The following is a 12,908-nucleotide window of genomic DNA, read 5'->3' on the forward strand; positions in this document are numbered from 1 at the left end:
TCGTCAGAACTTCTGTTTTTTCTCTTCCACCTTCACCCCTTGTGTCGGTAGGCCGGTGTCATAGTCGCGTACCACTGGCGAATAGCCATCTTGTGGGCGTGGACGAAACGCCCCCATCCAGCGCGGTCGTGCATCTTTACGCCACGGACGCAGACTCCATTGGTAACTGCGGAACGGATCGCGAATTTTGTCCATGTAATCCAATAAGGCGTCATGCATTTTGCGGCGAACGTCGGCAAAACGGATATCATCGATCAGATTATGCATTTCATTTAGGTCATTACGGCGATCGTAAAGTTCATCACTGGTGAAGAGGTTGAGTACCAGTTTAAAGTCATCCGTCACCCAGCAACGCACCGGAATAAAACCGCCAAAGCTGTCATGCTCAATCTCGTAGCGGTTAAATTCCACCATTACGCCGCGTGGCTCTTTCACGGCAAGGATATTTTCCCCCGGCAGAATCTCTGGTTTTTCAATATCTGCCAGCGCCATCATTGTCGGCAGTAAATCGATATGACTGACTGGCGTATCGACCTGTCGCCGCTCCCCTTGCGGCGAACGGATGATCAGCGGAATACGGGTGATGTCGTCATACATCGCCGCTCCTTTACTGATCAGCTTATGTGCGCCCATCATTTCACCGTGATCGGAGGTATAAATGACCCACGTATTTTCACGTTGCTCTGGCGTTAAGGCATTGATGACCCGTCCGATTTGGTCATCAACAAAGTCATTGCAGGCAAAATAGAGCGGATGGTGATAAAGCCCGTCATCACCGACTGGCGATGGCATCGCCTGCGCCCATAAGCGGTGATGTTCCGGTTTGTTCGCCAGGTCATCCTGTGATTTCTCGCCAAGTTCGTAGTAAAAATCAGCGTATTTCTCTAAATACTCCACCGGACAGGTGAACGGGTGATGCGGCTCATCATACGAAACCACCATCAGGAAGGGTTCCTCGGCGCGCGCGGGCTGTTGCAGAAAATCTACCGCCCGATTGCTGATGCGGTGCGCCCAGGTGAAGGTTTCGTCAATATGGTTCGCCTGTAAATCCTCAACGCTGTTTAGGCCATTGCGCCACAGGCTAATCTCTTTCTCCGTCAGTTCACTAAGATAGTTCGCTCCATCGAACCAGTAATCAGCGTCCCACTCAGGCGGACACTCGCCAGTGCCGAAATAGTCATGTCCATCGAGATGCCATTTGCCGATGTAGCAGGTGTGATAGCCCGCATCCTTAAAGTAGCGCCCCATGGTGGAAATGTTTTTGCCCGGCGCGACGTTGTTGGTCCACGGACCGGACTGGTTAGCGTAGATACCGGTGAATAGTCCGGCGCGTGCAGGTGTACAAACCGGTGAACAGGTGTAGGCAGAATTAAAGCGAATACCTTCTGCCGCCAGACTATCAATATTTTGCGTATTCAGCGGCTTACCGCTATAGCAACCGACCATATTGGTGGCCTGGGTATCGGTCATGATGAACAGAAAATTAGGGCGTTTCATAGGCTATCCTTCGCATCGGGAGTAAAGGTGACGGCCGGGTCGTGACGATGCCGCCAGCTGTCAAAAATCAGGTAGACAATCACTACGGCGGCGATGAAATAACTGATCATCGCTAACCAGCGCGTACCGTAGCCGCCGAATTCAGCCAGCCCGGCATAGACGCCAATCATAGCGAACAGGATGCCAATTGACGCGATCTTGACGTTTTTCCACGGTTTCATGTCCACCGCAAACGCATCTTTGAAGGTGAACGGCGTGGCGCGTGGTTTGATAAAACCGATCACCAGCATCACGACCACGTTGATGCAGAACGTACAGGCCAGCACATAGAGGAAATGGAAGTCGAACTTCACCAGATAGTTGATGGTGATGTAGCTGATTATGCCAATCCCCATCGCCACTTTTGCCGCCAGCGCCGGGATGCGCGGGAAGAAAAAGCCCATAATGATGATGGTAACCAGCGGCACGTTGTAAATACCGTTGAGCTGTTTCATCCAGCTATACAGCCCCTGCGGCGCGTTGGCGATCCACGGCGCGACCAGCACCGAAACGATGGCGATAAAGAAACCAAATTTGCGCCCGACGGTGACCAGCTGCTGCGGCTCGGCATTCTGGTTAATGATGCGCCGGTAAATACCCATACTGAATAACGTACTGGCGCTATTCAGAAAGCCGTTGAAGGTACTGATCACCGCACCAAATAACACCGCGCCGAAGAAACCCACCAGTGGCACTGGCAGAACGTTATTGACCAGCGTCGGGTAGGCCATGTCGGCTTTAGGTAAATCCTGATACAGATGAAACGCAATCAACCCTGGCAGCACCAGTACCAGCGGGTCGAGCATTTTCAGCACCGCCGTTAACAGCGCCCCCTTTTGCCCTTCCGCCAGGCTTTTTGACGCCAGCGTGCGTTGCACGATGCCCTGATTTGTACACCAGTAAAAGGTGTTAACCAGAATCAAACCGGTAAATGCCGCACCAATTGGCAAGGGATCGGTTGGACCGCCGACTGAGTTTAATTTCTCGGCGTGAACGGTGGTAATTTGCTCAATGCCCTGCATAAAGCTGCCCTTGCCCATCGCGATTAGGCCAAATACCGGCACCATCAACCCGCCGATAACCAGCCCAATACCGTTGATGGAGTCCGCCACTGCCATTGCGCGCAGTCCGCCGATCACCGCATACAAAATTCCCGCCAGACCAAGCAAAATTACCAATAGCCAGATAGCCGCACCGTGAGAAATCTGTAGCGATTCCCCGACGTGAAACAGGCTGTTGAGCGCCAACGCGCCGGAGTAGAGAACAATCGGCAGAAAGCAGACGCCGGTGGCAATGAGGAAGCAGAAGTCGATGATAATACGCGTCGTTTTATCATAACGTTCCTCCAGAAAATCGGGGATGGTGGCAATGCCGCGCTTCAGATAGCGCGGTAAAAAGATTAGCGCGAGGAAGATCAGCGTCACCGCAGAAGTGACTTCCCAGCCCATCACCGACATGCCGCTTTTGTAGGCCTGCCCGGAAAGTCCAACCAGTTGTTCCGTGGAAAGGTTGGTTAACATTAACGAAGCGGCAATAACCGGCGCTTTTAGTGAACGTCCGGCAAGAAAATAGCCTTGTTGCGATCCGGTATCTGTTTTGCGGACCTTCCACCAGGTGATGATCGCCACCAGCAGCGTAAAACCGACAAAACTCAAGATTTGTAACGAATTCATCTCATAGCCCTTATTTATGTTTATGTCCCGGACGCATGAATATAGGGAGAGGTAAAATGCGTCGGGTCAGGCAGTCAGATTCTTAAAATACAAACGTCGTATCCCTGAACGGATTGTTTTCTGTTAAGTTCAGGTTGTGAGCATAATTCGCCGGAGGGATATTAAAATGAATGGAAAATTGCAAAGTTCGGATGTAAAAAACGAAACTCCGTACAATATTCCCTTATTGATTAACGAAAATGTGATCTCCAGCGGAATTTCTCTGATCTCGCTCTGGCATACCTACGCCGACGAGCATTACCGGGTGATCTGGCCGCGGGACAAGAAGAAACCGCTTATCGCCAACTCATGGGTTGCGGTGTATACCGTACAAGGATGTGGGAAAATTATTTTAAAGAATGGCGAACAAATAACTCTGCATGGCAACTGTATTATATTTTTAAAGCCAATGGATATTCACTCTTATCACTGTGAAGGTTTAGTCTGGGAACAGTACTGGATGGAATTTACCCCCACCAGTATGATGGATATTCCCGTTGGTCAGCAAAGCGTTATTTATAATGGCGAAATTTATAATCAGGAACTCACCGAAGTTGCTGAGTTAATAACTTCACCAGAAGCAATAAAAAATAATCTGGCAGTCGCTTTTCTGACGAAAATTATTTATCAGTGGATTTGTCTTATGTACGCAGACGGTAAAAAAGATCCACAACGGCGGCAAATTGAAAATTTAATTGCCACTTTACATGCCAGTCTGCAACAACGCTGGAGCGTAGCTGATATGGCTGCCACGATCCCCTGTAGCGAGGCCTGGTTGCGTCGTCTGTTTTTACGCTATACCGGCAAGACGCCGAAAGAATATTACCTCGATGCGCGTCTGGATCTGGCGCTATCGCTATTAAAACAACAAGGAAACTCGGTTGGCGAAGTCGCTGATACGCTCAACTTCTTCGACTCCTTTCATTTCAGCAAAGCCTTTAAAAATAAATTTGGTTATGCGCCGTCAGCCGTGCTGAAGAATACGGACCAGCACCCCACGGATGCCAGTCCACACAATTAACGTAACTCTGGCCAGTACGCTTTGTTGGCCTCCAGCAACTCATCCAGAATAGCTTTGGCGACCGAGGCGCTCGGTACCGTTTTCGACAACGTAATCGCCTGCCACAGGTGCTGATATGAACGCTGTTCCCAGGCGTCCACGACCAGTTTTTCCACCGCCACTTGCTGACTCATTAACCCTTTCTGAAACTGCGGGATCTCGCCGACCACCAGTGGTTCTGGTCCGTTGTGCCCGACCAGACACGGGATTTCGACCATCGCTTCATCATCAAAGTTATGGATTGCCCCGTTGTTAGGCACAATTAGCAACATCCGCTCCTGAGTGTTGAAGGCAATCGCCGCCGCAAGATCGACGATGTATGACGCATGTTCGTCAATTTCCAGCTTGCCCGCCGCTGAATTTCCTGCCGCCGTAATGGCGCGGCAAGCATCGAAAACCTGTTTCTCGCGATGTTCCATCACCTCATTCGCGCGGGTATGTTCAGGGTTGGAATGCTGAACGACATAATCCGGGAAGAGATAATATTTCAGATAGGTGTTCGGCAATGTATCCGGGTCCAGTGCCTGGACATCCCGCGCTTTTGCATAGGTGTCGTTCCAGCTCGCTTCAGTATGTGTATCTTGCTGCGGTGGAACATAACCGTGCTTAGAGACATATTGCCGCAGCTGGGGCATCAGGTCGTTGCCCTGCAAATCTTCAATTGATGTCCACCAGCCAAAGTGGTTCAGGCCGTAGTAGCGCACGCGCATCTGTTTGCGATCTTGCAGCCCAACAATTTGCGCCATCCGGCTTTCAATACCGATTGGCATGTCACAGATGTTGAGGATTTTCGCATTCGGGCGCAGACGACGCGTGGCTTCTGCGACAATGGCTGCCGGGTTGGAGTAGTTGAGCATCCAGGCATTTGGTGAATATTTTTCCATATAATCCACCAGTTCCAGGACGCCGCCAATGGAACGCATGCCGTACGCTATTCCGCCGGGTCCGCAAGTTTCCTGACCAACAACGCCGTGGCGCAGCGGGATTTTTTCATCCAGTTCGCGCATCGGGTATTTGCCGACGCGGATGTGCGCCATGACAAAATCAACGTCGCTGAATGCCACTTCAGGATCGGTGGTGTAACTAAACGCAATGTCCGGCGCTTTTTCTTTAAGGATGACTTTACAGGCTTCGGCAATCACTTCCTGCCGCGCACCATCGTTATCATAAAATTTCAGTGCACGAAGCGGGAAACGGTCCTGATTCGCCAGGAGCATCAACACGATGCCTGGCGTAAAGGTGCTTCCACCGCCTGCGACAACCACTGAGAATTTGGTCATTATACTGCCTCCGTAATGGCAACATTTTCTGCTGATTGATGAGAATTAATTAAGCTATCGAGCTGTTCACGCAGCTGGGATACATGCAGACCAATGATCACCTGAATGGCATCGCCACTACGGAAGACGCCGTGCGCTCCCAGCTTTTTAAAGACTTCGTCATCCAGCGTTTGTGACATGTCATGCAGTGCAATACGTAAACGCGTCGCGCAATTGTTAATGCTGGAGATATTGCCGACCCCGCCCAGGGCTTGCAGGATACCGGCAGCCTGATCCAGCTCTTTTTTTGGCTCTATAGCGGTGGTTTGGCCTCGCGAGGCTTTGTATTCGGCTTTTGAGTAGAGTTTCACTTCCGCATCTTCACGTCCCGGCGTGCACATGTTGAATTGCAGAATCAGGGTGCGGAAAACCACGAAGTACAGCAGGGTAAAGCACAACCCAATGGCGATTTGGGTCAGCATCATATCCGCGTGGTTGCTGAACATCGGGATCCAGTTTTGCGGTAAAACCTGGTCAATCAGACCTCCGCCCATGTTGCCCACCACACCAAAGAGGTACATCACGGTCGACATTGAGGCCGCAAGCACAGCGTGTACCGCAAACAGCAACGGTGAAATGAACAGGAAGGTAAATTCCAGCGGTTCGGTAATTCCCACCAGCATGGCGGTTAAGGTTGCGGGGATCAGCAAGCCCGCCACTTTTACCCGATTTTCCGGTGCGGCAGTGAAGTACATCGCTAAAGAAATGCCCACGGCACCAAAGATTTTTGAGTTACCGTGCAGGGCAAAACCGCCTTCCGGGAACAACGATTTCAGCGGCTCGGCGCTCAAACTGAACTCTTGCAGATGCTGCGCCCAGTACATCTGAATGCCGCCTTCAACAGCTGCCGGACCAAAGATAAACGGTCCGTAGATGAAGTGGTGTAAACCGGTTGGGATCAGAATACGTTCGAGGAAGGTGTAAACCCAGACCCCAAGCGCACCCGCCGAACGCAGGAACGCTTGCAGAGATTCAATCCCCATTTGTACTTTTGGCCAGCCGAGCAACGTCAGCCAGGCGCAGGGGATCATCACCAGGAAGGCGATAATCACCACATAAGATGTCCCCTGGAAAATGCCGAGAAACACCGGCAGTTTTTTATCGAACAGACGGTTATGCAGCGCCGTCACAATGCCGGAAATGATAATTGCGCCGATAATGCTGGTATCGAGGGTTTTAATCCCGGCCATCATTGTCAGACCGCTACCTGCCACCGCGTCCTGAGTGAAATCGACGCCGAAGTAGCTTCCCCAGGTCATTCCCATCGCGTTGATGAAATAGTTCCAGGTCAGGAAACTCACCATCACCGCCAGACAAGCTCGCCCCTGCGCTTGCTTAGCAAGGCCAATGGGTAAACCGACAGCAAAAATCAGCGGCATATTACGGAATACCGTCCAACCGCCCTCTTCAATAATATGTACGATTTGCGCGAATAAACTGTTCGGATCGGTCAGTGATTCCCCGACAAACATCGGGTTTTGCAGCAAGATGGCAAGACCCACCACAATCCCGGCGAAGGGAAACAGCAGCACTGGCGTGAACATCGCGCCGCCAAAGCGTTGAATTTGACTGAGCATTTCCACATCCTCTTTTCTCAATTCTGTAAGTAGGAAGCCTGATTGGTTATGCGGCAGGCCTGGAGCGAGGATAGGAAGATGCGATCGGCAGAACATGACGACCCAATGGGATTCGTGATCGCTTTCATGCTTTTCGTTGGGCGGTAGAGATCTACGTTTTCGCAAAAAAGTAGACATCTGTGAGCACTGGTACACAGCAACGAACACATCTTTAAAAAAAAGATGTTTTTTCAATCGATTAAGCAGAACTTGTGGGCGCATTACCCGGGCTTGCAGGCAAAAAAGAGATCTAGAGATGATCTACAAAAGCATTGCGGAGCGGTTAAGAATTCGACTTAATTCCGCAGATTTCACGCTAAACAGCCTTCTTCCCGGTGAAAAAAAGCTGGCGGAAGAGTTTGCGGTATCGCGGATGACCATCCGTAAAGCCATTGACCTGCTGGTAGCGTGGGGGCTGGTGGTCCGCCGCCACGGTAGCGGCACTTACCTGGTGCGCAAAGATGTACTGCATCAAACCGCCAGCCTGACCGGGCTGGTGGAGGTGTTAAAACGCCAGGGAAAAACGGTCACCAGCCAGGTGCTGATTTTTGAAATCATGCCTGCGCCTCCGGCCATTGCCAGCCAGTTACGGATTCAAATCAACGAGCAGATCTACTTCTCCCGTCGCGTTCGTTTTGTGGAAGGGAAACCGCTGATGCTGGAAGACAGCTATATGCCGGTAAAACTGTTCCGCAACCTATCGCTGCAACATCTTGAAGGGTCGAAGTTTGAATATATTGAACAAGAGTGCGGGATTCTGATTGGCGGTAATTATGAAAGCCTGACGCCGGTGCTCGCCGATAGACTACTGGCGCGGCAAATGAAGGTAGCGGAACACACGCCACTGCTGCGGATCACCTCGTTGTCATATAGCGAGAGCGGGGAGTTTTTGAATTATTCAGTAATGTTCAGAAATGCCAGTGAATACCAGGTGGAGTACCATTTACGGCGACTCCACCCGGAGAAGAGTTAACCGATACTCCAGAAGAGCACCGCCAGTAATTGGGGGGTGATAATGCGCAGGAACATCACCAACGGATAGACAGTGGCGTAAGAGAGTGCCGCCGCACCGCTCGTTGGATGAAGATTATTAGCAAACGCCAGCGCCGGTGGATCGGTCATGGAGCCAGCCAGCATCCCGCACATGGTCAGGTAATTCATTTTGGCTAACATCCGCGCCAGAATGCCAACAGTAATCAGCGGAACGGCGGTGATCAGCGCACCATAACCAATCCAGCTTAGCCCTTCGCCATTGACCAGGGTATTCACAAAATCCCCACCAGATTTCAGACCAACGACCGAGAGGAACAGCACGATCCCCAGCTCCCGCAGCGCGAGGTTGGCACTTGGCGGCATAAACCAGTACAGCTTGCCGATACTGCCGATACGCCCGAGAATCAACGCCATAATCAGCGGACCGCCCGCCAGCCCCAGTTTCAACGCGGCCGGAAATCCCGGCACAAAGACGGGAATAGAACCTAACAATACGCCAAGCCCGATACCAATAAACACTGGCAACATCTGAACCTGTTGCAGTTTTTGCTGCGCATTCCCCAGCACATTGGCAACGGCATCAATTGCGGACGGACGCCCCACCAGGTTGAGGATATCGCCGAACTGCAGGCTGATATCACCACTGGCGACCAGTTCGACCCCAGCACGGTTCAGACGCGAAATAACAACGTCATAGCGTTCTTTAAAGTGCAGATCGCGAATACGCTTTCCGAGCACGTTTTCATTGGTGACCACCACACGCTCGACGCGTAAATCAGTGCCTTTCGTGGACAGCGAGGTATCGACCTCCTGACCAATCACCAGTTGCGCATTATGTAAATCCGCTGGCTGCCCCACCAGATGCAGCAAATCGCCCAGTTGGATAATGGTATCAGGCGAAGGTACTTTTAGGGTTTCTTCTCGTTTCAGACGCGAACAGATAATTTTGTCCCCGTTGAGAATCGGTACATCTTTAATGGCTAAATCATGCAGGTTAGGGTTCTCAACGCGAATATTGATAGTCCTGATCAGCGCGCCGCCATTGGTGCGTGAAGACTCGTGCTGCTGGGCTTCTGTCTCGACATTGACGCGGAAAATAACCCGCAACATCCACATGGTGAACAAAATCCCGCAAATACCGAATGGATACGCCATCGCGTAACTCATCCCCATCTGATCGACCATTTCCATTGGTGTACCCAGGTCGCGCAAGATCTGCTGCCCTGCCCCCAGCGCTGGCGTATTGGTTACCGCACCGGAGAAAATCCCCAGCACTACCGGCAGTGGAATATCAAACAGTTTATGCAGGATGGCGGTAACCAGACCCCCGATGATGACGATCAGAACAGCAAACAGGTTGAGGCGTAATCCGGAGACGCGCAATGAGGCAAAGAAGCCCGGCCCTACCTGAATCCCGATGGTATAAACGAACAGGATCAGGCCAAATTCCTGAATAACATGCAGCATATCGCTACTTAATGTCATCCCCGCCTGAGAAACAAAATGGCCGACGATGATCCCACCAAACAGCACGCCGCCAATACCTAATCCTATGCCGCGAAATTTGACGTTGCCGATAAACAAACCGACGACTGCCACCAAAGCCAGAATACTGACCGTTAATGCTATATCACTCATCGTCCATTTCTCTTGAGATAACATTTTAATTGCTACGGATTATGGCTGAATCGGTGAAGCAGATTTGCCTCATAGCGCACATTATCACGGGAAAGAACGTGCCGAAATATCTTAAACAGGCGAAATTTAACGCATTGTTGAAGAAGAAAGACAAAAAAAGCCCCACCAGAATGGCGGGGCAAAGAGAATAGCTAGTTAGCTATTTAACGCGGGACGTTCGCTGATAGCGATACGCTGCGCTGCGATGGGTTCAGGCTCATTACGAATTAAATCAATATGCAGTAAACCGTTTACGAAGGTTGCACCAGAGACTTCCATATTTTCAGCCAGCGTAAAGCTCAGGCTAAATGGCTGATTCATAAGCCCTTGATGCAGCCATTTTTTCTCTTCTTTTGGCTGCTCCGGCGTGCCTTTTACGCTCAGGCGCGTACCTTCCAGTTGAATCTCTAAATCTTCCTGACGAAAACCAGCCAGCGCAAGGGTAATGCGGTAGTGGTTATCGTCGCTTTTCTCAATGTTGTACGGCGGGAAGCTCTGGCTTTCACCGGCGTTTTGCAGTGCGTTGGCCAGTTTGTCAAAACCGATCCATTGACGCATCAGTGGGGATAAATCGAAGTTACGCATAGTCATTTCTCCTTCTAAGAAGCGAGTAAGTACCTGCAAATCCGAAGATTCGCATATGCTCCCTGACGGCGAGCATGGAGATGTCAGGCCGCGCCAGGCGGCCTTAAGGAATTAGTTGATTTCGATACGGCGCGGTTTTTTCGCTTCCGGAATCACGCGTTCAAGATCGATATACAGCAGACCATTCACCAGGTTAGCACCACGAACATGAATGTTCTCAGCTAACTGGAATTTGCGTTCAAAGTTACGTTCAGCGATGCCCTGGTACAGATAGGTGCGCTCTTTTTGTTCGTCGGCGTGAGCACCTTTCACCACCAGCAGATTATCCTGGGCGGTAATTTCCAGTTCGCTCTCAGCAAAACCAGCCACAGCGATAGCAATGCGGTAATGGTTTTCGTCTACCAGTTCAACGTTATACGGAGGGTAGCCGCCATTACTCTGGCTCTGGTTGTTTTCTAAGTGGTTAAACAAACGGTCAAATCCAATAGCAGAACGGTAAAGCGGGGATAAATCAAAGTTACGCATAATCAATAGCTCCTGAAATCAGCGAGAATGTAAGACCTTCCACAATGGACAGGTCAGGTAGCCAGAACACCCATCAGGCGCGTCCTCATCGGCTACGATGTAAAAATGGGTCTGGAAATGAACTTTTCAAGCCTTATCAGCGGACTTTTTTTTGCAGTTTATGGTCTATTGCATAGACTGAGGGGGCAGCACGAAACGTTAAAGTGCGATAGCCGCCACAGTGCGACGTAATGATGATGTTATTTTCAGCAAGGGATCGCTATAACTCATCAGGCCAACACCCACGATCAACAGATGAATTTATTATGATAAGAAATGTGTTGTTAGCGTTCATGATATGCAGCGGAATGACATTACTCGGAGGATGCTCCAGCGTGATGTCCCATACCGGGGGGAAAGAAGGAACGTATCCCGGCACCCGCGCCAGCGCCACCATGATTGGCGACGATGAAACCAACTGGGGCACTAAGTCGCTGGCGATTCTCGATATGCCGTTTACCGCTGTGATGGACACGCTTTTACTGCCGTGGGATGTGTTCCGCAAAGACAGCTCGGTGCGCTCACGCGTTGAAAAAAGCGAAGCCAACGCGCAAGCCACCAATGCGGTTATTCCACCGGCCAGAATGCCGGATAACTGATTTAGCGATCAGTTTCGGTGATCCACAGCTGGCCGCCTTCCATCCACGCCAGCCATTGACCATCCGGCGAGAAGACCACGGCGTCCGCAGAAGGTGGATTGGCGTGGTTTTCGGTTAAATACTCAACCTCGCCGCTTTGCGCATGGGCGCAAGCAATTCGATTATCCAGCACAAAGCCCAACCATTCTCCTGACGGATGCCAGTTAAATGCAGACTGAATATCCGTTTTGTTATGGGTTAACTGGCGCGGCTCGCCGCCCTGTGGCGAGATAAGCCACAGTTGCACAATGCCGTTATCATCACGCATTAAAAACGCGATTTGCGTACCCTGCGGATTACAGCGCACCCAGTGGCGCGGGACGTTGACTAACCCCGGATAAGCCCGATGGTGGGTAAAGGTTAAACGTCGCTGCACGACGCCACGCGGTGGCGCGGGCAGGGTTGTTTCCGTTCCACTTAACGGCGCATCACCTGCCGCTTTCCAGCCAGCTTCATCTTGCGGTAACTCAACGATAAATAGCTCCGGCACTTTCTCGCCCTTTGGCGAAAGTGTGTCGCCAATAAACGCCAGCGCGTGATTTCCTACCCATCCTTCTTCATAAGCACGATTGATTTCATCGCTGCCAGGCTGCGGCGTGGGCGTGGTTTTACTCACCAGCACGCACCAGTGGCTACCGCTGTATTCACGCGGATGCTGCTTTTGTACGTTGACCGGGCCAAACGGTGCAGCCACGCCGACGTTTCGCAAATCCAGCGCCGAATCGAGTTGATGCATTACATGGTCGTTATAGGTAAAGCTCACCCTTTCACCGTTCGGGCTAAAGACATGCACATGGCTGCCGCCGCGCAGTGCTCCTGGGGTGTACGGCGCGGTAATATCCATTGCATCGAGATTGCTCACCTTGCCGCCTTCAACAATCACTCCACGCCGATGATGGAAGTCGTAATACCATGTTTCATCAGGATTTTCCGGGCCGTGGATGAAAACATATTTCTCTGACTTAGGATGAACGGTCACCACGCCGACGTACGCGCCCTGTGACGCGCGATAGATAACCTCGACCTCGCCGGTATGGATATTCACACGCTCAATGGTCTCGCCGGTAAACGACGCGCCAGAAGGACGCACGTCAAATACCAGCCACTGGCTGTCGGGCGTCCAGGTATTGGTATTGGTGAGCAGGTGATTACGGGGAGCAAAGGTTATCTGTTTCATGGCGCGGTCCTGATACAAAACGGGTCCCGCC

The 12,908-nt window shown here is 51.3% G+C and carries 11 protein-coding genes and 1 other annotated feature; of the genes, 3 read left to right on the forward strand and 8 right to left on the reverse strand.

All coding sequences use genetic code 11. The features are described 5' to 3' along the window. Nucleotides 1–3: 3 nt before the first annotated feature. Together ACJHX7_RS13760 and ACJHX7_RS13765 are read right to left on the reverse strand one after the other, a co-directional pair. Entirely contained in the window at nucleotides 4–1,497 is a 1,494-nt protein-coding gene (locus ACJHX7_RS13760; protein ID WP_000828491.1) for a sulfatase-like hydrolase/transferase, read from the reverse strand. Next, a complete protein-coding gene (locus tag ACJHX7_RS13765) occupies nucleotides 1,494–3,209 on the reverse strand; it encodes a solute:sodium symporter family transporter (RefSeq protein WP_001087117.1) in 1,716 nt (571 codons plus the stop codon). Before ACJHX7_RS13765 ends, ACJHX7_RS13760 begins: the two co-directional genes overlap by 4 nt. A gap of 166 nt (nucleotides 3,210–3,375) precedes the next feature. Here ACJHX7_RS13765 and ACJHX7_RS13770 point away from each other — a divergent pair, with 166 nt between their 5' ends. Further along, nucleotides 3,376–4,269, forward strand: coding sequence for a helix-turn-helix transcriptional regulator (locus ACJHX7_RS13770; RefSeq protein ID WP_012311585.1), 894 nt, complete (start codon nucleotides 3,376–3,378; stop codon nucleotides 4,267–4,269). On the opposite strand, the gene ACJHX7_RS13775 is transcribed toward ACJHX7_RS13770, so the two are convergent. Beyond that, on the reverse strand, nucleotides 4,266–5,588 hold the full coding sequence (locus tag ACJHX7_RS13775; protein WP_094030240.1) for a 6-phospho-alpha-glucosidase: 1,323 nt from the start codon (nucleotides 5,586–5,588) through the stop codon (nucleotides 4,266–4,268). The two genes, ACJHX7_RS13770 and ACJHX7_RS13775, sit on opposite strands and share 4 nt — an antisense overlap. Then, nucleotides 5,588–7,204, reverse strand: a complete 1,617-nt coding sequence (locus ACJHX7_RS13780; RefSeq protein WP_089583464.1) for a PTS sugar transporter subunit IIB — start codon at nucleotides 7,202–7,204, stop codon at nucleotides 5,588–5,590. The genes ACJHX7_RS13775 and ACJHX7_RS13780 overlap by 1 nt, the downstream gene beginning before the upstream one ends. Nucleotides 7,205–7,499: 295 nt before the next feature. Here ACJHX7_RS13780 and ACJHX7_RS13785 point away from each other — a divergent pair, with 295 nt between their 5' ends. Continuing rightward, on the forward strand, nucleotides 7,500–8,216 hold the full coding sequence (locus tag ACJHX7_RS13785) for a GntR family transcriptional regulator (protein WP_001300779.1): 717 nt from the start codon (nucleotides 7,500–7,502) through the stop codon (nucleotides 8,214–8,216). On the opposite strand, the gene ACJHX7_RS13790 is transcribed toward ACJHX7_RS13785, so the two are convergent. From ACJHX7_RS13790 to ibpA, 3 genes are all read right to left on the reverse strand, one after another. Then, nucleotides 8,213–9,874 (reverse strand): putative transporter, encoded by a 1,662-nt coding sequence (locus tag ACJHX7_RS13790; protein ID WP_001279763.1) that lies wholly within the window; start codon nucleotides 9,872–9,874, stop codon nucleotides 8,213–8,215. The genes ACJHX7_RS13785 and ACJHX7_RS13790 overlap by 4 nt on opposite strands. Nucleotides 9,875–10,069: 195 nt before the next feature. Beyond that, on the reverse strand, nucleotides 10,070–10,498 hold the full coding sequence (ibpB, locus tag ACJHX7_RS13795; RefSeq protein WP_001243431.1) for a small heat shock chaperone IbpB: 429 nt from the start codon (nucleotides 10,496–10,498) through the stop codon (nucleotides 10,070–10,072). Nucleotides 10,499–10,609: 111 nt separating this feature from the next. After that, on the reverse strand, nucleotides 10,610–11,023 hold the full coding sequence (gene ibpA / locus ACJHX7_RS13800; RefSeq protein ID WP_001243437.1) for a small heat shock chaperone IbpA: 414 nt from the start codon (nucleotides 11,021–11,023) through the stop codon (nucleotides 10,610–10,612). Continuing rightward, nucleotides 11,017–11,089 (reverse strand) — a sequence feature (ROSE (Repression Of Heat Shock gene Expression) occurs in the 5'-region of heat shock genes and acts as an RNA thermometer to modulate expression.). It overlaps the preceding gene by 7 nt. Nucleotides 11,090–11,328: 239 nt before the next feature. Between ibpA and ACJHX7_RS13805 the strand changes: the two genes are divergently transcribed. Next, nucleotides 11,329–11,661 carry a YceK/YidQ family lipoprotein gene (locus ACJHX7_RS13805; protein WP_000620888.1) on the forward strand — a complete coding sequence of 111 codons (333 nt, stop codon included), beginning with the start codon at nucleotides 11,329–11,331 and terminating at the stop codon, nucleotides 11,659–11,661. A 1-nt stretch (nucleotide 11,662) separates the two neighbouring features. Here the strand turns inward: ACJHX7_RS13805 and ACJHX7_RS13810 are convergent, their stop codons facing one another. After that, nucleotides 11,663–12,877 carry a DUF3748 domain-containing protein gene (locus ACJHX7_RS13810; protein WP_001572089.1) on the reverse strand — a complete coding sequence of 405 codons (1,215 nt, stop codon included), beginning with the start codon at nucleotides 12,875–12,877 and terminating at the stop codon, nucleotides 11,663–11,665. Between the last annotated feature and the right edge of the window lie 31 nt (nucleotides 12,878–12,908).

The organism is Escherichia sp. WS1451, from assembly GCF_046487365.1.
Lineage (GTDB): Bacteria > Pseudomonadota > Gammaproteobacteria > Enterobacterales > Enterobacteriaceae > Escherichia > Escherichia coli.

Excerpts from the sequence above, each read along its gene's own strand:
- ACJHX7_RS13790 (WP_001279763.1), bottom strand. The coding sequence starts at position 9,874 with ATGAGTGATATAGCATTAACGGTCAGTATTCTGGCTTTGGTGGCAGTC.
- ACJHX7_RS13780 (WP_089583464.1), bottom strand. The coding sequence starts at position 7,204 with ATGCTCAGTCAAATTCAACGCTTTGGCGGCGCGATGTTCACGCCAGTG.
- ACJHX7_RS13760 (WP_000828491.1), bottom strand. The coding sequence starts at position 1,497 with ATGAAACGCCCTAATTTTCTGTTCATCATGACCGATACCCAGGCCACC.
- ibpB (WP_001243431.1), bottom strand. The coding sequence starts at position 10,498 with ATGCGTAACTTCGATTTATCCCCACTGATGCGTCAATGGATCGGTTTT.
- ACJHX7_RS13785 (WP_001300779.1), top strand. The coding sequence starts at position 7,500 with ATGATCTACAAAAGCATTGCGGAGCGGTTAAGAATTCGACTTAATTCC.
- ACJHX7_RS13770 (WP_012311585.1), top strand. The coding sequence starts at position 3,376 with ATGAATGGAAAATTGCAAAGTTCGGATGTAAAAAACGAAACTCCGTAC.
- ACJHX7_RS13810 (WP_001572089.1), bottom strand. The coding sequence starts at position 12,877 with ATGAAACAGATAACCTTTGCTCCCCGTAATCACCTGCTCACCAATACC.
- ibpA (WP_001243437.1), bottom strand. The coding sequence starts at position 11,023 with ATGCGTAACTTTGATTTATCCCCGCTTTACCGTTCTGCTATTGGATTT.
- ACJHX7_RS13765 (WP_001087117.1), bottom strand. The coding sequence starts at position 3,209 with ATGAATTCGTTACAAATCTTGAGTTTTGTCGGTTTTACGCTGCTGGTG.
- ACJHX7_RS13775 (WP_094030240.1), bottom strand. The coding sequence starts at position 5,588 with ATGACCAAATTCTCAGTGGTTGTCGCAGGCGGTGGAAGCACCTTTACG.
- ACJHX7_RS13805 (WP_000620888.1), top strand. The coding sequence starts at position 11,329 with ATGATAAGAAATGTGTTGTTAGCGTTCATGATATGCAGCGGAATGACA.